This is a genomic window from Mesorhizobium sp. LMG17149 (genome assembly GCF_024518695.1).
Classification (GTDB): Bacteria; Pseudomonadota; Alphaproteobacteria; order Rhizobiales; family Rhizobiaceae; genus Mesorhizobium.
In genome coordinates, this window is record NZ_JANIFL010000008.1 from 124,058 (window position 1) to 146,633 (window position 22,576).

A 22,576-nucleotide genomic window follows, 5' to 3' on the forward strand; every position below is an offset into this window, starting at 1 on the left:
CCAACGGGACAATTGATGAATCCGAACTATCGCAACCTCGCGCTCTGGGCGATCATAGCGGTCCTGCTCATAGCCCTGTTCAATCTGTTCCAGACGCCGCAGACGCGAGGGGCTTCCAGCGATGTGCCTTATTCGCAGTTCCTGCAGGATGTCGCGGCGGGCCGGGTCAAGACGGTAACCATCGCGGGCGCCCGCATCAGCGGCACCTACACCGACAATGCCAGCGGCTTCCAGACCTATTCGCCCGGCGATCCTTCGCTGGTCTCGCGGCTGCAGGACAAGAACGTCACCATCAATGCGCGGCCTGAAACAGACGGTTCCAATTCGCTGTTCGGCTATTTGATCTCTTGGCTGCCGATGATCCTCATACTCGGCGTCTGGATATTCTTCATGCGCCAGATGCAGTCCGGCTCCGGCCGCGCGATGGGCTTTGGCAAGTCGAAGGCCAAGCTGCTCACCGAAGCGCATGGCCGCGTCACCTTCCAGGATGTTGCCGGCGTTGACGAAGCCAAGGAAGATCTGGAAGAGATCGTCGAGTTCCTGCGCGATCCGCAGAAATTCCAGCGGCTCGGCGGCAAGATTCCGCGCGGCGTGCTGCTCGTCGGCCCTCCGGGAACCGGCAAGACGCTGCTCGCCCGCTCGGTTGCCGGCGAAGCCAATGTGCCGTTCTTCACCATTTCCGGTTCTGACTTCGTCGAGATGTTCGTTGGCGTTGGTGCAAGCCGCGTCCGCGATATGTTCGACCAGGCCAAGAAGAACGCACCCTGCATCATCTTCATCGACGAAATCGACGCTGTCGGCCGTCATCGCGGCGCCGGCCTCGGCGGTGGCAACGACGAACGCGAGCAGACGCTGAACCAGCTGCTGGTCGAGATGGACGGCTTCGAATCCAACGAAAGCATCATCCTGATCGCCGCCACCAACCGGCCCGACGTGCTTGACCCCGCCCTGCTCAGGCCAGGCCGCTTCGACCGCCAGGTCGTGGTGCCGAACCCTGACATCGTCGGCCGCGAGAAGATCCTCAAGGTGCATGTGCGCAACGTGCCGCTGGCGCCCAATGTCGACCTCAAGGTGATCGCGCGCGGTACGCCGGGCTTTTCCGGCGCCGATCTGATGAACCTCGTCAACGAATCCGCGCTGATGGCGGCACGGCGCAACAAGCGCCTCGTCACCATGGCCGAATTCGAGGACGCCAAGGACAAGATCATGATGGGCGCCGAGCGCCGCTCGTCGGCCATGACCCAGGCCGAGAAGGAGCTGACCGCCTACCATGAGGCCGGCCACGCCATTCTCGCGCTCAACGTGCCATCGGCCGATCCGCTGCACAAGGCCACGATCATCCCACGCGGTCGCGCGCTCGGCATGGTCATGCAGTTGCCCGAAGGCGACCGCTATTCGATGAGTTACAAATACATGATCTCGCGTCTCGCCATCATGATGGGCGGCCGCGTCGCCGAGGAGTTCAAGTTCGGCAAGGAGAACATCACCTCCGGCGCCTCTTCGGATATCGAGCAGGCGACCAAGCTGGCCCGCGCCATGGTCACGCGCTGGGGCTTTTCCGACAAGCTCGGCCATGTCGCCTATGGCGACAACCAGGAAGAAGTGTTCCTTGGGCATTCCGTGGCCCGCACGCAGAACGTCTCGGAAGAAACGGCGCAGATCATCGATGCCGAAGTGCGCCGCCTGATCGACGAGGCCTATTCGTCGGCGAAGTCCATCCTGACCAAGAAGAAGAAGGAATGGATCGCGCTGGCGCAGGGCCTGCTGGAATACGAGACGCTGTCCGGCGAGGAGATCAAGCAGTTGATCGCCGGCCACAAGCCCGCGCGCGACCTCGGCGACGATACGCCGCCGAGCCGGGGCTCGGCCGTGCCGAAGTCCGGCGGCCGGCGAAAGAAGGGTCCTGAGCCCGAAGGCGGTATGGAACCGCAGCCGTCGAGTTGAGCTTGACCACTGATTTCATCGAACGCCGCGGCTTACTCCGCGGCGTTTTTTGTTTTTGGCGTTGAGGAGGAGTTGTCCGCGACCTCGCATCTGCGACGGTGACGATTGGCGAAAGCCTAGATGATAGCCAATCTCCCCCCGCAAGGGGGGAGATTGGCAACGTCGCCGCTGGCGTGCCCTCGAAGGCAACAAAAAGGCCCGCGAACCCTGCGGTTCGCAGGCCTTCTCTTCTTCAGATGCCTTGTCGCTCAGCTCTTCAGCTTGGCATTGCACAGGCTGTAATAACCGCCGCCCTTCTGGATCCAGCGAAGGCCGTTCAACGTGCCCGCGTCCTTGTTGCCATGGTAGCCCTGCAGACAGGTCTTCATGCGCGCCTTCGCGGGCTTTTCGGTCTTGAACTCGCCGGCCAGCGTGGTCGGGAATGTCACGCCCGCGGGCGCTACAGTGGGGGCGACCGCCGCGCTGGTTTCCTTTTTCGTCTGCGGCTCGGTTTTGACCGTATCCTCGCTGACACTGTCCGCTGCTGATGTCGCGCACTTCTCCTTGCGAAAAGCCGTCCAGTCCATGCCGTTCAGAGTGCCGCCTTCCTTGGCTGTTCGATAGGTCTCGCCGCATTCCTTCATCGTCAGTGCGCTTGCGGGGGCGACGCTCCAAGCGACAAATGCGGTCGCAGCCAATACCGCCAATCTCAAACTGTGCATAAGACCCTCCTGGTTGATAATAAGTTTGACGTCTTTTTGTATATGGTTTGTTCCGTATATGTTCAACCAGAATCTTTACGGACTACCGATGAGCTTGGCGGTGGGCAGTGTAGGCGAATTGATGATGCCGGCAGCCCGGCGACATGCAGATGCGAGCAAGGCAGTGTGCGTCTTCGCGCAACAACAAAGGCCCGCGCATCTTGCGATGCGCGGGCCTTTGTTTGGAGACTATGGCTAAGCGATCAGCCCTTCAGCTTGGCATTGCACAGGCTGTAGAAGCCGCCGCCCTTCTGGATCCACTTCAGGCCGCCGAGCGCGTTGGCGTCCTTGAGGACATAGTACTGGTCGAGGCAGGTGTGCATGCGGCCCTTTCCGGGGGTCTCGCTGGCATATTTCGCCGAGATCGCGGACGGGAACTTGACGCCCTTGGGCGCAGCCGTCGTCGGCTTAGCCGGCTCCGTGGTGTAGCTGGCCTCGTCGGCGGCCGGCACCGTGTCGTCATCCGATGCGCCGGCGCCGCATTCGGTCTTGCGGAAGTCGTTCCACTTCATGCCCTTCAGCGTGTTGGCCGTCTTGGCAGCCTGATACTTGGTGCTGCATTCGGCCATGCTCAGCCCCTTGCCGCCACTGTCGGCGGGAGCCGCGGCAGTCTTGGTGGTTGCAGGCTTGGCGGCGGCAGCGGCGGATGCACCGGCGGCGCATTCGGACTTGCGGAAGTCGTTCCACTTCATGCCGTTCAGCGTGCCGGCAGCCTTCGCCGCCTGGTATTTGGTGCTGCATTCCTTCGCCGTCAGGCCCTTGGCCGTGCTGTCGTCCGCAGCGGCGGCAGCCTTGGCCGCCTTGGCCGGCTTCGTCTCGGCAGCCTTCTTGGTATCGGCCGGCTTGGCGTCGGTCGTCGCGGCGGCGTCGGTGCCGCACTGAGCCTTGCGGAACTGGTTCCAGGTCGCGCCGGCGAGTGTCCCCGCATCCTTGGCGGCGTTGTATTTCGTGCTGCACTCGGCCATCGTCAGTGCGTTGGCTGGCGCGGCCAGGAACAAGGTCGCGACGGCGAGGCCGGTCAAAGTGGCAAGTCGGTGGATGAGCATAGCGTTTCTCCGTTGCAGCAGCCCATGATACGTCCCTGCAAATCAATATCGCTCAACGGGCGGTTGCGCCAGATGCTAAGTGGCGTATATATCGCCGAAAACCGGTTTCTCCCGATAAGGTGATGAAATCGTTGTCCGTTGTCTGGTTCAGAGCAAGATTTTCCTGGTGCATCCGCGCTGAAAGGCTCGCATGACTTGTATATTGCAACATGGCAGTCTGGGCATGTCAGGTTGCGGCCACGTGTGTGCAGTGCACAACAATGGTTTTCTAAGGATTGGTAACGTATAATCACACAATGTGATCATAGCGCCCTGGCCAATTGTGGCATGACGTGCCGGGGAAGAAACGTCGAGGAAGCTGACTAGCATGGCAGGGAATTATTTCGGCACGGACGGCATTCGCGGACGCGCCAACAAGTTTCCGATGACCGCGGAAATCGCGATGCGGGTCGGCATGGCCGCCGGCCTTTCCTTCCAGCGCGGCAGCCACCGTCATCGTGTCGTGCTCGGCAAGGACACCAGGCTTTCCGGCTATATGATCGAGAATGCCATGGTCGCCGGTCTTTGTGCCGCCGGCATGGACGTGTTCCTGCTCGGCCCGATCCCGACGCCGGCTGTCGCCATGCTGGTGCGTTCGCTGCGCGCCGATATCGGCGTCATGATCTCGGCCTCGCACAACCCCTATTACGACAACGGCATCAAGCTGTTCGGACCCGACGGCTACAAGCTCTCCGACGAAATCGAGGAGCGCATCGAGAGCATGCTCGACAGGGATATCGAACTGGCGCTCGCCGATTCCGACGGGCTTGGCCGCGCCAAGCGCGTCGACGGGGTGCATGACCGCTACATCGAATTCGCCAAGCGCACCTTGCCGCGCTCGATGTCGCTCGCCGGCTTGAGGATCGTCGTCGATTGCGCCAATGGCGCGGCCTACAAGGTGGCGCCCGAGGCGCTGTGGGAACTGGGCGCCGAAGTCGTCGCCATCAATGTCGAGCCCAACGGCTTCAACATCAACAAGGAATGCGGCTCGACCCATCCGGCCGGCCTGCAAAAGAAGGTGCACGAAGTGCGCGCCGACATCGGCATCGCGCTCGACGGCGACGCCGATCGTGTCGTTATCGTCGATGAAAACGGCGCGATCGTCGATGGTGACCAGATCATGGCGCTGATCGCCGAATCCTGGCACCAGAGCGGGCGGCTTGCGGGCGGCGGCGTCGTCTCAACCGTGATGTCCAATCTGGGCCTCGAACGCTTCCTCGGCGACATGAAGCTGCAATTGCACCGCACCAAGGTCGGCGACCGTTATGTCGTCGAGCATATGCGTGCGCATGGCTTGAATGTCGGCGGCGAACAGTCGGGTCATATCGTGCTGTCCGACTTTTCGACGACCGGCGACGGCCTGGTCTCGGCGCTGCAGGTGCTCGCCTGCATCAAGCGGCAGGGGCGGCCGGTCAGCGAACTGTCGAAGAAATTCGAACCCGTGCCGCAACTCCTGAAGAACGTCCACATTTCCGGCGGCAAGCCGCTTGAGGAGGCGCCGGTCAAGGCCGCCATCGAAGACGCCCGCAACCGCCTCGGCAAGACCGGACGGCTGGTTATCCGGCCATCAGGGACAGAGCCGCTGATCCGCGTGATGGCCGAAGGCGACGACCCGCAATTGGTCGAGTCCGTGGTCAATGGCATAGTGGACGTCATCTCGGAAACGCGCAGCGCCGCTTGATCCCAGCGCGTCCAGCAGGACGTGGATCTGACAACCAGGCGCGCCGCGCTCCCTTAACCGGTCCAAGGCCCGCCCCTCGGCGCGCTTTTTCTTGTCAGCCGCCACTTTGTTCGGTGTCCGTAAATCTCGCGCCTATCCCTAGAAGTTTCGAGATTCGTGGTTAAGCAACAGGGTTAAACGCCTTTTAACCTTTGCAATTCATTATCCACGACTGAAAGCCAATCGCATTTCGGGCGGGTTCGCCGTTCCGAGCTTCTCAGGGGTGACAAGCATGTTCAAGACAGCAAGAAAGGCCCTGCTCGCCTTCCTGTTCGCAGGGTTGGCAGGGCCGTTGTTCGCGGCCGATCTGCCGGAGCCGATGGTTGAAGAGGCTCCGCCTCAGGCCATCTACGAGCAGCCGGTCGAGGTCGGCGGCTGGTATATCCGCGGCGATATCGATTATCACAAGTCGACCGTGCGCGGCATCGACTATATGACCTACACCGTCGATCCCTGTAACTGTACGGTCACGCCCGGCACCAGAAGTTTCGATTTCGGCAAGCTCAAGGGCGGTTTCTCGCTCGGTGCCGGCGTTGGTTACAAGATCAACGACCACTTCCGGACCGACCTGACGGCCGACTATTGGTTCAAGTCGAACTTCAACGGCGGCACCTCGGACATCAACGGTACTTCGACCGAAGTATCGAAGATGAGCGCCCTGCTGCTGCTTGCCAACGCCTATGTCGATCTCGGCACCTACCATGGCATCACGCCTTACGTTGGCGCCGGCATCGGCGGCGCCCGCGTCAAGTGGGATGATGTCTACGACCCGAACACCACCGAGTTCAATCCCGGCAGATCAAGCTGGCGTTTCGCCTACGGTCTGATGGCCGGCGCTTCGTACTGCCTGACCGACAAGATCATTCTCGATGCCGGCTACCGCTTCTCCCATATCCAGGGCGGCCGCATGTTCGACTGGAACATCACCAGCTCCGGTCCCGGCTTCGATCGTGGCATCAACACACATGAAGTGCGCGGTGGCCTGCGTTACCAGTTCGGTGGCAACAATGGTTGCGCCGCGCCGGTCGTTGCCTACCAGCCCGAACCCGAGCCGATCTACACCAAGTAACAGCATCTACATTACTTGAATTCTTCACAAACCGCCCGGCCTCAGCCGGGCGGTTTTTCGTAGGGCCGCCTGGAATCGACAGGGGAAATGAATTCGCTAACGCTCTGTTAGCCTTAACCCGCACTTAACCACTATGGTTAACAATGCTCCTTGAAACGATGGCTGCCGCTGCGATTGCGGGCTGCCAAATTCGGGAGTCGGGGACCATGAAACTTACATCGCGTATGGCGCTGGCGCTCGGTGCACTGGCCTTCCTGCCGCTGACGCCGGTGCACGCGGCCGACTACGATCCGCCGATCTATGTCGACCAGGCGCCCGACTACGTCCCGGTCGAGGTCGGTTCCGGCTGGTATCTGCGCGGCGACGTCTCCTATCTGGCGCAGAAGAGCTTCGACAATCATGATTTCGCCACCGAAACCGCAGCCTTCAGCGACAAGGAAGATCCGATCTTTGCCAGCATCGGCTTCGGCTACCATTTCAACGACTATCTGCGCGCCGACCTCAATCTCGGCTATCTGCCCGGCAACGAGATCGGCGTCGGCTATGACGATTCAGCGACTGCAGCAGAGCCGACCGTGGCGTCCGCATCCCTTAAGAACTACGCCTTGTCGGGCATACTCAACGGCTATGTCGATCTTGGCACCTATGTCGGCATCACACCCTATCTCGGCGCCGGTATCGGCATCGTCCGCAGCAAGCGCACCCTGTCGGCAAGCTATTTCACCGACAATGGCGACGACACGGACGATTTTGCTGTAAGTGACAGCAAGACCCAGTACTCGCTGGCCTACACGCTGAATGCGGGCCTCGCCTATCAGGTATCGAAGAACGTTTCCGTCGACCTGGGCTATCAGTATTTCTCCGCCCCGGACGCCGAATATGTAGCCGCCGAGAGCCTAGATTCCTATCCGATCCGCAAGGGGATCAGCAATCATCAGGTCAAGCTTGGGCTGCGCTACGATCTCTGGTAGGCGCAGCGAGCATGTGGATCAGAACGGCGGATCTTTCGGGGTCCGCCGTTTGCGTCTGAAGTCACGACATCCTGATCAGGGATCGCCGGTATCCCGGCAGCGACAAAAACTTTCCTCTTGACGCCCGAAGTCTGAACGCATATCGCCGTCCGTGGGCCACCCCTCCCCAACGAGGGGCCACTATCTGGAAGGATAGACCACGATGACGACGCATACGAAGCCCGGACTCCGTCCGGCAAACCCCAATTTTTCCTCAGGTCCCTGTGCAAAACGTCCCGGCTGGTCGGTCGAGGCGCTGAACAATGCCGCGCTCGGCCGTTCCCACCGCGCCAAGATCGGCAAGACCAAGCTCGAACAGGCGATCGAGCTGACGCGGGAAATTCTCCAGGTCCCGGCGGGTTACCGCATCGGCATCGTGCCGGCGTCGGACACCGGCGCGGTCGAGATGGCGCTGTGGTCGCTGCTTGGCGAGCGCGGCGTCGACATGGTCGCCTGGGAGAGCTTTGGCTCCGGCTGGGTCACCGACGTGGTCAAGCAGTTGAAGCTCGCCGACGTGCGCAAGATCGAAGCCGGCTACGGCGAACTGCCTGATCTCACCAAGATCGATTTCGACCGCGATGTGGTCTTCACCTGGAACGGGACCACGTCGGGCGTGCGCGTGCCGAACGGCGATTTCATTCCCGCGGACCGCAAGGGCCTGACCGTCTGCGATGCGACTTCCGCCGCATTCGCGCAGAGGCTCGACTTCGAAAAGCTCGATGTCGTCACCTTCTCCTGGCAGAAGGTGCTGGGCGGCGAGGGCGCTCACGGCATGCTGATCCTGTCGCCTCGCGCCGTCGAGCGGCTGGAGACCTACAAGCCTTCATGGCCGCTGCCGAAAATCTTCCGCCTGACCTCGGGCGGCAAGCTGATCGAAGGCATCTTCAAGGGCGAGACCATCAACACCCCCTCGATGCTGTGCGTCGAGGATTACCTCGATGCGCTCAACTGGGCGAAGTCGACCGGCGGCCTCGACGCGCTGATCGCCAGGGCGGATGCCAATGCGGCCGTCCTCGATCGCTTTGTCGGCAAATCCTCCTGGCTCGGTCATCTCGCCGTCCAGCCGGCGACACGGTCGAACACGTCCGTCTGCCTGTCCTTCACCGACCCGGACGTGTCCGCGCTCGACGCCGAGGGGCAGGCGGCTTTCGCCAAGGGGCTGGTGTCGGTGCTCGACAAGGAAGGCGTCGCCTACGATATCGGTGCCTATCGCGACGCACCGCCCGGCCTGCGCATCTGGTGCGGCGCGACGGTCGAGACGTCGGATCTCGAGGCGCTGCTGCCCTGGCTCGACTGGGCCTTCGCCGCGCAGAAGGCGTCGCTCAAAGCGGCGGCCTGAGATCATTCGCGGCGGCCTTCGGGCCGCCCATTCCCATCAGGATCAAATCCATTTCAAGGAGGCCGCCGTGGCGCCCCGCGTTCTCGTCTCAGACAAACTCTCCCCCACCGCCGTGCAGATATTCAAGGATCGTGGCGTCGAGGTCGACTATCTGCCCGATCTCGGCAAGGACAAGGAAAAGCTCGCCGAAGTGATCGGCCAGTATGATGGCCTCGCCATCCGCTCGGCGACCAAGGTCACCGAAAAACTGATCAACGCCGCTACCAATCTCAAAGTCATCGGCCGTGCCGGCATCGGCGTCGACAATGTCGATATCCCGGCGGCAAGCCGCAAGGGCATCATCGTGATGAACACGCCGTTCGGCAATTCGATCACGACAGCCGAACATGCGGTGGCGATGATCTTCGCGCTTGCCCGCCAGATACCGGAAGCCAACGCTTCGACCCATGCCGGCAAATGGGAAAAGAACCGATTCATGGGCGTCGAGATCACCGGCAAGACGCTGGGCGTCATCGGCTGCGGCAACATCGGTTCGATCGTCGCGACGCGCGGCGTTGGCCTCAAGATGCACGTCATCGCGTTCGACCCGTTCCTGTCGGACAGCCGTGCCGAGGAGCTTGGCGTCGACAAGGTCGAGCTCGACGAACTGTTCGCCCGCGCCGATTTCATCACCCTGCACACGCCGCTGACCGACAAGACGCGCAACATCATCGATGCTGCGGCGATCGCCAAGATGAAGAAGGGCGTGCGCATCATTAACTGCGCTCGTGGCGGGCTGGTCGTCGAGGCCGACCTGATCGCGGCGCTGAAGAGCGGCAAGGTGGCCGGCGCCGGCGTCGACGTCTTCGAGGTCGAACCGGCCGAGAACAACGAACTGTTCGGCATGGAGAATGTGGTGGCGACGCCGCATCTCGGCGCCTCGACGACGGAGGCCCAGGAGAATGTCGCGCTCCAGGTTGCCGAGCAGATGGCCGACTATCTGATCAAGGGCGCCGTCTCCAACGCCATCAACATGCCGTCGATCACCGCCGAGGAGGCGCCGCGGCTGAAGCCTTTCGTCAAGCTTGCCGAAGTGCTCGGCGCCTTCGTCGGCCAGGTCACCGAGGATCCGATCAAGGAGGTCGAGATCCTGTTCGACGGCTCCACCGCGACGATGAATACGCGCGCGCTGATCAGCGCCGCACTCGCCGGGCTGATCCGGCCTCAGGTCTCCGACGTCAACATGGTGTCGGCGCCGATCATGGTGAAGGAGCGCGGCATCATCGTCGCCGAGGTCAAGCGCGACAAATCGGGCGTGTTCGACGGCTACATCAAGCTTACGGTGAAGACCGAGCACATGACGCGCTCGATCGCCGGCACATGCTTCTCGGATGGCAAGCCACGCTTCATCCAGATCAAGGGCATCAACCTCGATGCCGAGGTCGGCCAGCACATGCTCTACACCACCAATGCCGACGCGCCGGGCATCATCGGCCTGCTCGGCACCGTCTGCGGCGAGAACGGCGTCAACATCGCCAACTTCCAGCTCGGCCGCAACCGGCCGGGCGGCGATGCCATAGCGCTGCTCTATCTCGACGCGCCGTTCCCGGAAGCCGTGCTGGAAAAGGTCAAGGCGCATAAGTCGATCGACTCGGCCAAGCGGCTGCAGTTCGACATCAACGCGATGTGATCGAGGACAGGCGGTCGCCGACCCCCTCGTTGAGGCCGGCCGCCGCGGCGGCCGGTTCAGGTCAACTCGTCGGATCCATCGGAGACAGCCACGCGATGTCGGTAGACCAGTTCCCAACCCTTCCAGCCCGTAAACAGCAGGATGAGAACCACGATCAGCGATAGGACGAAGCCGGTTGGCATCACGGCCGCCGCTCCGCCGGCATACCGCGAGTACCAGTTGTAAAGCTCGATCAACACGACGAGTACATTGCCGCCGGCATGGAGCCATGCCGTCGTGAGATTGCGGATCTGAACATCGCCGAGAACATCCGTCAGGCCGGCAAGCGCAGCCAGGGCTGCCATGATCAGGCCTGCGCCGAGAAGCCAAAGCGACCCGGTGACCCATCCGGGATCGGCTGTTCGCCAGAAGATAAGATCGCAAACGAAGGCGCCGACAAAAAAGGCAATCGGAAACGGAATCAGCATGGGATGGATAGGGTGACCGGCAATGCTTGCCGTGCTGCGAGGGTTCGGGCTCATCATGTCGCCTCCCTGCCGTTCAAACTCCGCTGGAGGTGAAATGTTCCAAGTGAGGACGCGGCAGGGTTTATGCCGCTGTTTCCGGGCCATTGGCTAGATCCATGCTGTTCGCGTGAATCGCTGCAACGGGGAGAGCGTCAGCCGCCACATGTCATCCGCGGTGGTCCGCCACCGCCATCTTGCGCCCGCTGTATTCGGCAAGCCCGATGCCGCCCAGCACGAGCACCAAAGCCAGTGCCTGATAGAGGTGGAACGTCTCGCCGACGATCAGCACCGACAGCAGCGTGCCGAAGATCGGCACCAGATTGATGAACAGGCCGGCGCGGTTGGCGCCGATCAGTTCGTTGCCTCTGATGTAGAAGATCTGCGAAACGACGGAGGCGCCGATCGCCGTATAGACGATGACGGTCCAGCCGCGCGCATCGGGCATGATGACCTTGCCGGCGACGACCTCCCACAGGAAGAACGGCAGCGAAGTGACGAGTGCCGCAACCGACAGGGCCAGCATCAGGCTCTGCCAATGCATCACCGGTTTCAACCGCAGTCCGACCGAATAGCCGCTGTAGAGAAACACGGCGACCAGCATGATGGCGTCGCCGAAATTGAGTTCCAGCGTCAACAACCGGCGCGGGTCGCCATGGCAGGCGGTGAGGATCACGCCGGCGATGGTCAGCACGACGCCGACAATCTGCGCCCAGTTCACGCGCAGGCGGAAGAAGACGAAATTGGCAGTCATGATCAGGATCGGCATCGCCGCCTGTTCGATCGAGACATTGATCGCTGTCGTGTAGTTGAGCGCCGTGTAGAAGATGGTGTTGAACAGGGTGAAGCCGCTGGCGCCGAGGGCGACCAGCACGAACCAGTGCTTGCGGACGACCGGCCAGTCCTTCTGGATGGTCTTCCAGCCGATGGGCAGCATGATCGCCACGGCCAGAACCCAGCGCAGGAAGACCAGCGTCATCGGCGAGACGTGATCGACCGCCAGCTTGCCGGCCACCGAATTTCCGCCCCAGAGCAAGGTGGTGAGCAGCAGGAATATGTAGGCGCTTCGATGCATCGCGGGATTCCAGTCGCCGGAGCTGCGGTGTTTGCCGGCCTATTGCCCTCGCTCGCCCAAGTAAATGATGTCAAAGCCGAAAATTGTTGTGCCTCAGGGCATTTTCGACGGCAAAGAAAGGTCGCGCTCGCGAGGTCTTGACGTTATAGAGGCCTGTCGTTTCGAACCATATTCAAGCCGCTTGGCGGCGTCTCAAGGGAAAAGAAACATGGCCAATGTGGTGGTCGTCGGCTCGCAGTGGGGTGACGAAGGCAAGGGCAAGATCGTCGACTGGCTGTCGGAGCGGGCCGATGTCGTGGTGCGTTTCCAGGGCGGCCACAATGCCGGCCATACGCTGGTCGTCGACGGCAAGGTTTACAAGCTGTCGTTGCTTCCGTCGGGCGTCGTGCGCCAGGGCAAGCTGTCCATCATCGGCAATGGCGTCGTGTTCGACCCGCATGCTTTCGTCGCCGAGGTGGCCAAGCTCAAGGCGCAAGGTGTCGAAGTCGCACCGGATCGCCTGAAAATAGCCGAAAACACAGCGCTTATCCTGTCCCTGCATCGGGAGCTGGACGGATTCCGTGAGGACGCCGCATCCAATTCCGGGACGAAGATTGGCACGACCCGTCGTGGCATCGGCCCCGCCTACGAGGACAAGGTGGGCCGGCGCGCGGTCAGGGTGATGGACTTGGCGGATTTGGAAACACTGCCCGTGAAGGTTGACAGGCTGCTGACGCACCACAATGCGCTGCGTAGGGGGCTTGGCCATGCGGAAGTCACGCATGACGCGATCATGCAGGAATTGACCTCGGTCGCCGACGACATCCTGCCCTATATGGACCGGGTCTGGAAGATCCTCGACGACAAGCGCCGGGCTGGCGAGCGTATCCTGTTCGAGGGCGCGCAGGGCACGCTGCTTGACATAGACCACGGCACCTATCCGTTCGTAACCTCGTCGAACACGGTTGCCGGACAGGCTGCCGCCGGCTCCGGCGTCGGCCCAGGCGCCATCGGCTATGTGCTCGGCATCACCAAAGCCTATACGACACGCGTCGGCGAAGGTCCGTTCCCGACCGAGCAGAAGAACGAGGTCGGCGAATTCCTCGGCACGCGCGGCCATGAATTCGGCGTCGTCACCGGCCGCAAGCGCCGCTGCGGCTGGTTCGACGCGGTGTTGGTACGCCAGGCCGTCGCTGTCAACGGCATCAAGGGAATCGCGCTGACCAAGCTCGACGTGCTTGACGGGCTGGACGAGATCAAGGTCTGCACGGGTTATCGTCTCGACGGCGAGATGATCGATTATCTGCCGGCCAGCCAGGGCGCGCAGGCACGTGTCGAACCGGTCTACGAGACGCTCGAGGGCTGGAAAGGCACCACTGCCGGCGCGCGCAGCTGGAACGATCTGCCGGCCCAGGCCGTCAAATACGTCCGCTACATCGAAGAGCTGATCGGCGCCCCGGTCGCACTCCTTTCCACCAGCCCGGAACGGGACGACACGATACTTGTGACCGATCCGTTTCAAGACTAGTTTCTGAAGCCTTTCCGGGCATCGCGGCCGATTTGCGGGGGCCGGCGCGGAAACAAAATACAGGTCGACTGAAGCATGGCAGATTACGTTGCTATTCTGAAAAAGGCGCTCGGCAAGCATGGCGACGAGACGCCGGAAAAGCGTACGCGCATCTATGCCAGCGTTCGCACCATGCTGGCGAAGAAGCTTGAGGAATATTCGCCGCCGCCGGCCGCCGAAGCCATAGCCACGCAGATGCGTTCGCTGGAAGACGCGATCGCGAGTGTCGAGCGGGACTATGCCAAGAGCCTGCCGGAGACCGATCCGCTGGCGGAGCTGGAACACATCTTTTCGTCGATCGATCGCAACAAGAATCAGCCGAGCCATACACGGCAGCCGGCCAAGGCTGAATCGGCCTGGCCCGCACCGCCCGCTGCAAAGCCTGAATCTTATCAGCCCGCGCCACCACCTGCCGCCAAGGTCGAGCCGAGCTGGCAAAGGGCGACGCCGGCGCCTTCCCAGCCGGCTCGCGCCGACACGCCTCTTCCAGGTATGGATGCCGACGAGGCGGAGGACGAGGCAGATGTCTTTTCCAGCGACGAAGAGCCGGTGTCGGACACCTTCCAGCGCCTGCGTCCCGCCGAGCGCAAGCGCAGCTATGGTGGGCTGATCGCGGCCGCCGTCGCTCTTCTGGTCGTAGCCGGCGGCGGCTACGGAATCTGGCTGAACAAGGATGCCTTCGGCAAAATGCTTGGGCTTGGCGGCAATCAGGTCGCCAAGACCGAGCCGGTGAAACCAGCGCCTGCCAAGCCGGCAACCGATGCCGCGGCAACGCCTCCGGCGCCCGCGGCTGGCGGCACGGAGGCCGAAAGCACGAAATTCACGCAGCGGCTGACGCCGCAGGGCAGTGAAGTCGACCCGGGTCCGGCCGGTGGCCAAAGCGGCATCGGCGAAGGCGAATCGGTCGCCGCGCTGACCACGCCGCCCTCGGCGACGAACGCACCGGCGATTTCCGCTCCGGCCGCAGGCACACCTGCCGCGGCAGCGCCCCCCGCTACAGGTGCCGCCCCCGCAACGCCGCCTGCCAACGGAGCTGCCCCGGCAGCGCCGCCCGATGCTGCCGGCACGCCGCCCGCACCGGCAGCTGCGCCTGCGGAAACCGCTCTGCCTGTCGGCCAGAAGGCGATCTTCTACGAGGAGCGCACCAGCACCGCCCAGGGCTCCGCCGAGCCCGGCAATATCGTCTGGTCGCTGGTGCAGGAATCGCCCGGTGGCGACCTGCCGCCGGAGCCGGCGATCCGTGCCGAGGCCACCATTCCCGGCAAGGACATCCAGTTGCGCATGACCATCCGCCGCAACACCGATCAGACACTGCCGGCCAGCCATATCATCGAGATGATCTTCCTGACGCCCGACGGTTTCGAGGGCGGCGGTGTCGACAACATCCTGCGCGTCGCCATGAAGGGTTCGGAACAGGATGCCGGCAGCCCGTTGATCGGCATTCCGGCGAAGATCGCCGACGGCTTCTTCCTCGTCGCGCTCAACGATACCAAGGCCGACGAAGACGCCAACATGACCCTGCTTCGCGGCCAGGACTGGATCGACGTACCGGTCGTCTACAAGACCGGACGGCGGGCACTGCTGACCATGGAAAAGGGCATTCCCGGCGAGAAGGTGTTCGACGAGGCGATCAAGGCCTGGCAGGCCAAGACGGCTGGCTGAGAAGGAGCAGTTCAGAAGCCTTGGAACAGCATGTCGAGCGCGGCGACGATGTCGTCGTGGTGCCTGGAAAGGCTTCCCTCTGGATCCGGCAATTCCGAGGCAGAGAAGGCTGACATAAACTGGGTGACCATCACATGATCTTTGCCGTTTATGGTGAAGGTCGGGTTTAATCGGCGACCAGGAACCGGGGCTATCTTGGGCGGCATCAGCGGAATGATGATCCTGGTGCTTAGTCCTTCAAGAAGGTCTGATTGCACGTCGAGAAGATAACCGCCGCCCGCGGCATTCCTATAGAAATCATAACGCGCCATCAGAACGGCCGGTGTTTGGCCAGTGGCAGTCCGTTGCGTCTGACATACTCATTGGAGCTGTCGATGGCTTCCTTATTTTCTTCCTGCCATCGGCGCGTTTTTTCTGCCGAGATTGCTTTTGCAATGCCCTCTTCGGCGGCGCGTGAGATATTGATGCCCAAAGCTTTCGCATCGCTGATCAACCGAGAGTCGATGGACGTATTCACAGATTGTCGCTGAGGTTTTGACGTCGATTGAAGCATAAAGATCGCCTCCTTTTATGCGCATAATCTAGGCGCATAAAAGCCCCCACGCAATCCTTCACCCTTCCATTTCCTCGCGCAACATCTCCAGCTCCAGCCATTCTTCCTCGAGCGCCGCCAGCGTAGCGCGCTCCTTGTCGAGGGCGGCGATCGTCTTTTGGAACGAGGCCGGGTCGCGCTCGTAATAGGCCGGATCGGCGATGTTGTTCTCCAGCCTTGAGATCGAAGCCGTCACAGCCTCGATTTTTTTGGGCAGCGATTCCAGCGCGAATTTCTGCTTGAACGACAGTTTCTTCGCTGGCCCCTTTGGCGCGGCCGCTTCACTCTTGGCCGTCACTGGCGCTTCGCCGTTTTCGGCCTTCGCGCGCGCCTTGCGGTCGTCGAGCCTGGTGCCGCCGCGCTGCGCCAGCATGTCGGAGTAGCCACCGGCATATTCGATCCAGCGGCCGTCACCATCCGGTGCAATCAGGCTGGTCACGGTGCGGTCGAGGAAATCGCGGTCGTGGCTGACCAGGATGACGGTGCCGGCAAAGCCAGCGACCAGTTCCTGCAGCAGTTCCAGCGTCTCCATATCGAGATCGTTGGTCGGCTCGTCGAGCACCAGAAGGTTTGCCGGCCGCGCCAGCACCCGCGCCAGCAAGAGCCGTGCCCGCTCGCCGCCGGACAATTCGCGCACCGGGGTGCGTGCCTGCTCCGGCTTGAACAGGAAATCCTTCATGTAGGAGACGACGTGGCGCTGCTCGCCATTGATGACGAGGTTCTCGCCGCGCCCGTCGGTGAGATATTGTGCCAGCGTCTCCTGCGGGTCGACCGCCTCGCGCTTCTGGTCGAGCGTGGCGATCTCCAGATTGGTGCCGAGCCGCACCGAACCGGCGTCCGGGTTCATCTCGCCGGTCAGCATCTTCAAGAGCGTCGTCTTGCCGGCGCCGTTCGGCCCGACCAGGCCGACGCGATCGCCGCGCTGGATGCGGGTCGAAAACCCCTTGACCACGGTGAGATCGCCAAAGCTCTTCTCGATGCTCTTCGCCTCGATCACCAGCTTGCCGGATTCGGCGGCGTCGCTCGCCACCATGGTCGCCGACCCTTCGGCACCCCGATGGCCGCGAAAACGCTGGCGCATGGTCTGCAACTCGCCGAGCCGGCGCATGTTTCGCTTGCGCCGCGCTGTCACGCCGTAGCGCAGCCAATGCTCTTCGCGAACGATCTGGCGGCCGAGTTTATGCTGCTCGCGCTCTTCTTCCTCCAGGACCAGGTCGCGCCATTCCTCGAAATGGCCAAAGCCCTTGTCCAGCCTGCGGGTCTGGCCGCGATCGAGCCAGATGGTGGCGCGCGACACACGTTCGAGAAAGCGGCGGTCGTGCGAGATGACGATCAGTGCCGAGGAGGTGCGGATGAGTTCTTCTTCCAGCCATTCGATGACCGAGAGGTCGAGATGGTTGGTCGGCTCATCGAGCAGCAGGATGTCTGGCTCCGGCGCCATGACGCGGGCAAGGGCAGCACGCCTCGCCTCGCCGCCCGACAGATCGTTCGGACGTTCCTCACCCGACAGTCCGAGGTGCTCCATCAGATAGCTGGCGCGGTAGGGATCGTCGGCAGGGCCAAGCCCGGCCTCGACATAGGCGCGGACAGTGGCAAAGCCCTCCATGTCGGGCATCTGCGGCAAATAGCGGACAGTTGCCGAAGGCTGGCGGAACACCTCACCGTCCTGCGGCTCGATCAGGCCGGCGGCGATCTTCAGCAGCGTCGACTTGCCGGACCCGTTGCGGCCGACCAGTGCGATCTTGTCGCCGGCCGAAGCCGTCAAGGCGGCGCCGTCGAGCAGCGGCGTGCCGCCGAAGGTCAGTTTTATCCCGTCGAGGTTGAGAAGAGGCGGGGCCATGTCAGCTTTCAGGTAAGGGATAGGGATGAGCGAGCAGCATCGCGCGGCCATGGTCCAGTGCGATTTCGAGGTGGCCCTTGACCTCGTTGGAGATGGTCAGCGACGAGCCGAACACCACCTTGACGTGGTTCAGCGGCCATTTGGCGCCGGTGACGGTCAACCCGGCAAGCTCGGAAAAGCCGAGCACCGAAAACAGCGTGCCGTCGGCATAGTCGAAGCCGGCCGTTCCGCGCAGCAGGGGAATGCCTTCCTGGGCGCCGCTGGTCAGGAGCACATCGGTCCCGGCCTCGGCCAGCCGCAGGGCAAGCGCCAGATGCAGGAAAGCGTGGTCGGCGCGCTTGCCGCCGAAAGCGCCTGCGAGCACCAGGCGGGTCGCGCCGCGCTCGAGTGCGGCGGCAATGGCCAGTTCGCCATCGGTCTGGTCCTTTTCCGCCGGGAAGGTCCGGCGCGGCAGGGAAGCGAGATCGTCAGGCAGGTTGGCTGGCACGGAATCGAAATCACCCACCCACAGCTCCGGGACAAGGCCGAGCAGCCGTGCATGGCCGATGCCGGCGTCGGCTGCGATGACGCGGGAGCCTTCGGCCTGGCGGTCGAGCCGTGGCGTGCGGATGAGATCGCCGCCAAGCAGGATGGTGAATGTGCTCATATCGTGTGGCCCTTACCAGCCCGGCACGGGAAACGGAAGGCGGCAAACTCCCACTTGCGTGGCGGATCGGCCCGGCCTATGTGTCGAAACGCTCTAACGGGGTGCCGGACGCGATCTTCGCGGACCGGCTGAGAGGCAGTCTCGCCAACCCGCTGAACCTGATCCGGTTTGTACCGGCGGAGGGATTAGACGTTTCGGACAGTCCGACGCCTCAATTCCTTTCAATTCGAACGAAGGAGGCGCCGATGCGCACGCTTGTATACGCTCTTGTTTCAGCAACGGTCGTGGCCTTGTCCGGACAGGCCTTGGCCAAGGACAAGCTCACCGTCTACACCTATGAGAGCTTCACCGCCGACTGGGGCCCGGGTCCCGTGGTGAAGAAGGAGTTCGAGGCCGAATGCGGCTGCGATGTCGAGTTCGTATCGGTCGCCGACGGCGTCGCGTTGCTCAACCGCGTCAGATTGGAAGGCGCATCGACCAAGGCCGATATCGTGCTTGGCCTCGACACCAATCTCACCGCCGATGCCAAGGCGTCAGGCTTGTTCCCGCCGCATGGCGGCGTAACTGATGTCAACGTGCCGGGTGGCTGGAGCGACGATACTTTTGTCCCCTTTGATTACGGCTATTTCGCTGTCGTTTACGACACCGAGAAGCTGAAGAACCCGCCGAAAAGCCTGAAAGAGCTGGTCGAAGGCAGTGCCGACGACAAGATCGTCATCCAGGATCCACGCACCTCGACGCCGGGCCTCGGCCTGCTTCTGTGGGTCAAGTCGGTTTATGGCGACAAGGCGCCGGAGGCCTGGGCCAAGCTCAAGCCGAAGGTGCTGACCGTGACGCCGGGCTGGAGCGAGGCCTATGGGCTGTTCACCAAGGGCGAGGCGCCGATGGTGCTGTCCTACACGACGTCGCCGGCCTATCACATGATCGCCGAGAACACCGGGCGCTACCAGGCCGCCTCCTTCGAGGAGGGCGAGTATCTGCAGATCGAGGTGGCGGGTATCACCACGACGGGAGCCAAGAATCCGCTGGCGGCCAAGTTTATGGCCTTCATGACCGGGCCTAAATTCCAGGATGCCATTCCCGAGACCAACTGGATGTTCCCGGCCGGCAAGACCGACAAGCCGCTCAATCCGGCCTTTGATAAACTGGTCAAGCCGACCAAGACCTTGCTGTTCAGCCCGCAAGAGGTCGCTGCCAATCGCAAGGCCTGGGTCGATGAATGGCTTGCGGTGATGAGCAAATAAGTTTGCTATCGAAGATGAGTGCTCTACGGCGCCCCCCTCTGTCCTGCCGGACATCTCCCCCGCTTGGGGGGAGATTGGCTGCCATCGGCGAATTCGCCAATCGCCAATGCTGCTGGAGTGAGCGAGGCGTCGAAATTGCCAATCTCCCCCCTTGTGGGGGAGATGTCCGGCAGGACAGAGGGGGGCGCGAAGGAACGCAATCCTTTGTAAGTGCCGCGATCCGGAGATTGGTGGTCCGGCGTGCGACGCGCAGCCTCTGATCCCCGCGTCAGCGCCGGCATTGTCGCGCTTGCCGCGATCGCGCTGCTGATCGGCGGCGCGTTTGCCGGCCTGCTTTTCGAGGGCGCCCATGATTTCTCGGGCGCCTGGGCAGCCTTCGATCCCTATCTGCTTCGCGTCATTCGCTTCACGCTCTGGCAAGCGGCGCTCTCGACGCTGCTTTCGGCCATCCCGGCGCTGTTCGTGGCGCGGGCTCTGTCGCGACATCCACGTTTCTTCGGCCGCGCCTTCATCCTGCAGATCTTCGCCGTGCCGTTGGCGCTGCCGGCTATTGTCGCAGCGCTCGGCATTCTGGCGCTTTATGGCCGTGCCGGCTATTTCGCCGGCGTGCTTGCCCTGATCGGCGGCGGAAGCTGGCCGGGTATCTATGGCCTGTCCGGCATCCTCGTCGCCCATGTCTTCTTCAACCTGCCGCTGGCGACGCGGCTGTTCCTCGAGGCGCTGCAGACCATACCGGCCGACCAATGGCGGTTGGCGAGCCAACTCGGCATGGCGGCGCGGCCGGCGTTCCGGCTGATCGAATGGCCAACGCTGCGCGCCGCACTGCCCGGCGTCGCCGGGCTTGTGTTCATGCTCTGCATCACATCCTTCACGATCGTGCTGACGCTCGGCGGCGGGCCGGCCGCGACGACGCTGGAGGTCGGCATCTACCAGGCGCTGCGCTTTGATTTCGATCCCGCGCGGGCCGTTACACTGACGCTGTTGCAGATTGCCCTGACCTTTATCGTTGTGCTGGCCCTGACGCGCCTGGGCGCCAATGTGGTCGGCGACACCAATTTGCCGGTCGCGCAACGTCGGTATCTCTCAGTCCATCGGAGCGAGACCTGGTTGAACGCGCTACTCATCATCCTGGCGCTGCTGTTCGTCGTTGGGCCGATGGCGGCAACCGTGATGGCCGGGTTGGGTGCGGATCTCGGCCGGTTGGCCGGTGAGGCCACTGTCCGGCAGGCAACGCTGACCAGCGTGGTGCTGGCCTTCCTGTCGGCACTGCTCTCGGTGATGCTGTCGCTGGCGCTGACCATGGCGCGGCGGGCACTGGCGCTGAACCGCCGTGCCGGCGCAAAGACACTGCTCGAACACGCTGCCGATACAGGCGCCGGCTTTGTCCTTGTCGTGCCGCCGATCGTCGTCGGCGCCGGCTGGTTCCTGTTGCTGCGCCATGCCGGCGATGTCTTTGCCATCGCCCCGGTCATGGTCGTCACCGTCAACGCGGTGATGGCGATGCCATTCGCCCTGCGCGCCGTGCGTCCCGCCTATGATGCGGCGAGCGAGCGTCACGAACGGCTCTGCGCACAGCTCGGCATTGCGGGCTGGAACCGGCTGATGCTGGTCGACTCGCCGTCGCTGCGTCGCCCGCTCGCCACGGCCTTCGCTTTCGCCATGGCGCTGTCGCTGGGCGATCTCGGTGTCATTGCCCTGTTCGGCAGTGATTCCGTGCAGACATTGCCCTACCTTCTTCTGGCACGGATGGGCAGCTACCGCACCGAGGATGCCGCCGGCCTGGCACTGCTGCTCGGCCTCGTCTGTCTCGCGTTGATCGTGGCGGCGCACTGGCTGGGAAGGGAGAAGGTCCGCGATGCGTGAGAGGGCGGCCAGCAGGCTCGAGAAGGGCGCGCCGGTGCGGCTGGACAAGGTGTCGTTCAGTTATGGTGAGGTGCCACTTGTCTTCGACGTCGAGTTCGCCACGGCGAAGATCACCGCCATCATGGGTCCGAGCGGTTCGGGCAAGTCGACGCTGCTCAATCTGGTCGCCGGCTTCGAGACCCCACAATCGGGCCGCGTGCTGATCGGCGGGGCCGATGTCAGCGCCGAGCCGGCCTCGGCGCGGCCGGTGTCGATGGTGTTCCAGGAGAACAATCTCTTCGCGCATCTTTCCGTCGAGCAGAATGTCGGGCTCGGCCGCTCGCCCTCCCTGGGGCTGACCGAGGCGGACCGCGCCGCGGTCGCCGAGGCGCTTGCGCGCACCGGTCTCGCGGGCAAGGAGAAACGCCTGCCGCGCGAGCTCTCCGGGGGCGAACGCCAGCGCGTCGCACTGGCCCGCGTGCTGGTGCGCGACCGACCGGTGTTGCTGCTCGACGAGCCCTTCGCTTCGCTCGGACCCGCTTTGCGCGACGAGATGCTGGATCTGGTTGCTGCCGTTCATGCCGAACGCGCCATGACGGTGCTATTTGTCACCCACCAGCCCGAGGATGCACGCCGCATCGGCGAGCACATGGTGTTTGTCGACAATGGGTTGGTGGCCGCAACCGGCAAGGCTGATGATTTCTTTACCGGGGCTGGTCCGGAGGCGTTCCGGCGCTATATCGGCGCGGGTGCTGGATATTCCACATCACGCGATGTTGCCCGGAAGCGGACATAATTTACGGTCAAACCGGCTCCAGGCGATGTGGCGTTTGCTTGCCATGACCGGGGGAGTGTGGCTAGGTCGCCCTACCGGTCCGGCACAGGCCGTGATTTGCCTGCAGTATCCGCCGCCCGCCCTAAGGGACGGGCAACGGATGCTGCAGCAGTTTGAGATAGCGCATGACACGTTCCGAAGATCGCCCCCGATTTTCGTGGTCATGCGCCGGGACCCGAAAGGAAGCCGTTCTGGCGATCGGCGCTAACACATTG

At 62.9% G+C, this 22,576-nt stretch carries 19 protein-coding genes and 1 riboswitch; of the genes, 11 read left to right on the forward strand and 8 right to left on the reverse strand.

Annotated elements, in window-relative coordinates:
• The first annotated feature begins 15 nt into the window (after window positions 1–15).
• Window positions 16–1,944: an ATP-dependent zinc metalloprotease FtsH gene (ftsH, locus tag NP945_RS20190; RefSeq protein ID WP_023811859.1), complete on the forward strand. Its 1,929-nt coding sequence runs from the start codon at window positions 16–18 to the stop codon at window positions 1,942–1,944.
• 248 nt (window positions 1,945–2,192) lie between these two features.
• On the opposite strand, the gene NP945_RS20195 is transcribed toward ftsH, so the two are convergent.
• Window positions 2,193–2,645, reverse strand: a complete 453-nt coding sequence (locus NP945_RS20195; RefSeq protein ID WP_256747422.1) for a hypothetical protein — start codon at window positions 2,643–2,645, stop codon at window positions 2,193–2,195.
• A gap of 242 nt (window positions 2,646–2,887) precedes the next feature.
• Window positions 2,888–3,730 carry a hypothetical protein gene (locus NP945_RS20200; protein WP_256747350.1) on the reverse strand — a complete coding sequence of 281 codons (843 nt, stop codon included), beginning with the start codon at window positions 3,728–3,730 and terminating at the stop codon, window positions 2,888–2,890.
• A gap of 367 nt (window positions 3,731–4,097) precedes the next feature.
• Between NP945_RS20200 and glmM the strand changes: the two genes are divergently transcribed.
• The 5 genes from glmM to serA all read left to right on the forward strand — a co-directional run bounded on the left by glmM (window position 4,098) and on the right by serA (window position 10,576).
• Window positions 4,098–5,450, forward strand: coding sequence for a phosphoglucosamine mutase (glmM, locus tag NP945_RS20205; protein ID WP_256747351.1), 1,353 nt, complete (start codon window positions 4,098–4,100; stop codon window positions 5,448–5,450).
• 271 nt (window positions 5,451–5,721) lie between these two features.
• A complete protein-coding gene (locus NP945_RS20210) occupies window positions 5,722–6,558 on the forward strand; it encodes an outer membrane protein (protein ID WP_127322289.1) in 837 nt (278 codons plus the stop codon).
• A 206-nt stretch (window positions 6,559–6,764) separates the two neighbouring features.
• Entirely contained in the window at window positions 6,765–7,529 is a 765-nt protein-coding gene (locus tag NP945_RS20215) for an outer membrane protein (protein WP_127267137.1), read from the forward strand.
• Window positions 7,530–7,731: 202 nt separating this feature from the next.
• Window positions 7,732–8,907: a phosphoserine transaminase gene (locus NP945_RS20220; RefSeq protein WP_127397218.1), complete on the forward strand. Its 1,176-nt coding sequence runs from the start codon at window positions 7,732–7,734 to the stop codon at window positions 8,905–8,907.
• Window positions 8,908–8,974: 67 nt separating this feature from the next.
• Window positions 8,975–10,576 (forward strand): phosphoglycerate dehydrogenase, encoded by a 1,602-nt coding sequence (gene serA, locus NP945_RS20225; RefSeq protein ID WP_127267135.1) that lies wholly within the window; start codon window positions 8,975–8,977, stop codon window positions 10,574–10,576.
• A 56-nt stretch (window positions 10,577–10,632) separates the two neighbouring features.
• On the opposite strand, the gene NP945_RS20230 is transcribed toward serA, so the two are convergent.
• Window positions 10,633–11,097 (reverse strand): DUF2231 domain-containing protein, encoded by a 465-nt coding sequence (locus tag NP945_RS20230; protein WP_127399338.1) that lies wholly within the window; start codon window positions 11,095–11,097, stop codon window positions 10,633–10,635.
• Between the two features lie 151 nt (window positions 11,098–11,248).
• Window positions 11,249–12,154, reverse strand: coding sequence for a DMT family transporter (locus NP945_RS20235; RefSeq protein ID WP_256747352.1), 906 nt, complete (start codon window positions 12,152–12,154; stop codon window positions 11,249–11,251).
• 208 nt (window positions 12,155–12,362) lie between these two features.
• On the opposite strand from NP945_RS20235, the gene NP945_RS20240 reads away from it, so the two are divergent.
• Window positions 12,363–13,661 carry an adenylosuccinate synthase gene (locus tag NP945_RS20240; protein ID WP_127267133.1) on the forward strand — a complete coding sequence of 433 codons (1,299 nt, stop codon included), beginning with the start codon at window positions 12,363–12,365 and terminating at the stop codon, window positions 13,659–13,661.
• 75 nt (window positions 13,662–13,736) lie between these two features.
• Complete coding sequence (locus NP945_RS20245; protein WP_256747353.1) at window positions 13,737–15,362, forward strand: hypothetical protein; 1,626 nt, start codon at window positions 13,737–13,739, stop codon at window positions 15,360–15,362.
• An 11-nt stretch (window positions 15,363–15,373) separates the two neighbouring features.
• Here the strand turns inward: NP945_RS20245 and NP945_RS20250 are convergent, their stop codons facing one another.
• Genes NP945_RS20250 through NP945_RS20265 form a run of 4 tightly spaced genes read right to left on the reverse strand, consistent with a single transcriptional unit; the run spans window position 15,374 to window position 18,440 of the window.
• On the reverse strand, window positions 15,374–15,673 hold the full coding sequence (locus tag NP945_RS20250) for a CcdB family protein (protein ID WP_127270146.1): 300 nt from the start codon (window positions 15,671–15,673) through the stop codon (window positions 15,374–15,376).
• Window positions 15,673–15,915 (reverse strand): type II toxin-antitoxin system CcdA family antitoxin, encoded by a 243-nt coding sequence (locus NP945_RS20255; protein ID WP_127270148.1) that lies wholly within the window; start codon window positions 15,913–15,915, stop codon window positions 15,673–15,675. The genes NP945_RS20250 and NP945_RS20255 overlap by 1 nt, the downstream gene beginning before the upstream one ends.
• A 58-nt stretch (window positions 15,916–15,973) precedes the next feature.
• On the reverse strand, window positions 15,974–17,794 hold the full coding sequence (locus tag NP945_RS20260) for an ABC-F family ATP-binding cassette domain-containing protein (protein WP_256747354.1): 1,821 nt from the start codon (window positions 17,792–17,794) through the stop codon (window positions 15,974–15,976).
• A 1-nt stretch (window position 17,795) separates the two neighbouring features.
• Window positions 17,796–18,440 (reverse strand): thiamine diphosphokinase, encoded by a 645-nt coding sequence (locus NP945_RS20265; RefSeq protein ID WP_256747355.1) that lies wholly within the window; start codon window positions 18,438–18,440, stop codon window positions 17,796–17,798.
• Window positions 18,441–18,527: 87 nt separating this feature from the next.
• A riboswitch (TPP riboswitch) is annotated at window positions 18,528–18,642 on the forward strand.
• Between the two features lie 43 nt (window positions 18,643–18,685).
• Here NP945_RS20265 and thiB point away from each other — a divergent pair.
• The 3 genes from thiB (at window position 18,686) to thiQ (ending at window position 22,322) form a co-directional block, all read left to right on the forward strand.
• On the forward strand, window positions 18,686–19,684 hold the full coding sequence (thiB, locus tag NP945_RS20270) for a thiamine ABC transporter substrate binding subunit (RefSeq protein ID WP_256747356.1): 999 nt from the start codon (window positions 18,686–18,688) through the stop codon (window positions 19,682–19,684).
• A 240-nt stretch (window positions 19,685–19,924) separates the two neighbouring features.
• Window positions 19,925–21,547: a thiamine/thiamine pyrophosphate ABC transporter permease gene (gene thiP / locus NP945_RS20280; protein WP_256747357.1), complete on the forward strand. Its 1,623-nt coding sequence runs from the start codon at window positions 19,925–19,927 to the stop codon at window positions 21,545–21,547.
• On the forward strand, window positions 21,540–22,322 hold the full coding sequence (gene thiQ, locus NP945_RS20285; RefSeq protein WP_127318662.1) for a thiamine ABC transporter ATP-binding protein: 783 nt from the start codon (window positions 21,540–21,542) through the stop codon (window positions 22,320–22,322). Before thiP ends, thiQ begins: the two co-directional genes overlap by 8 nt.
• The last annotated feature ends 254 nt before the right edge of the window (window positions 22,323–22,576 follow it).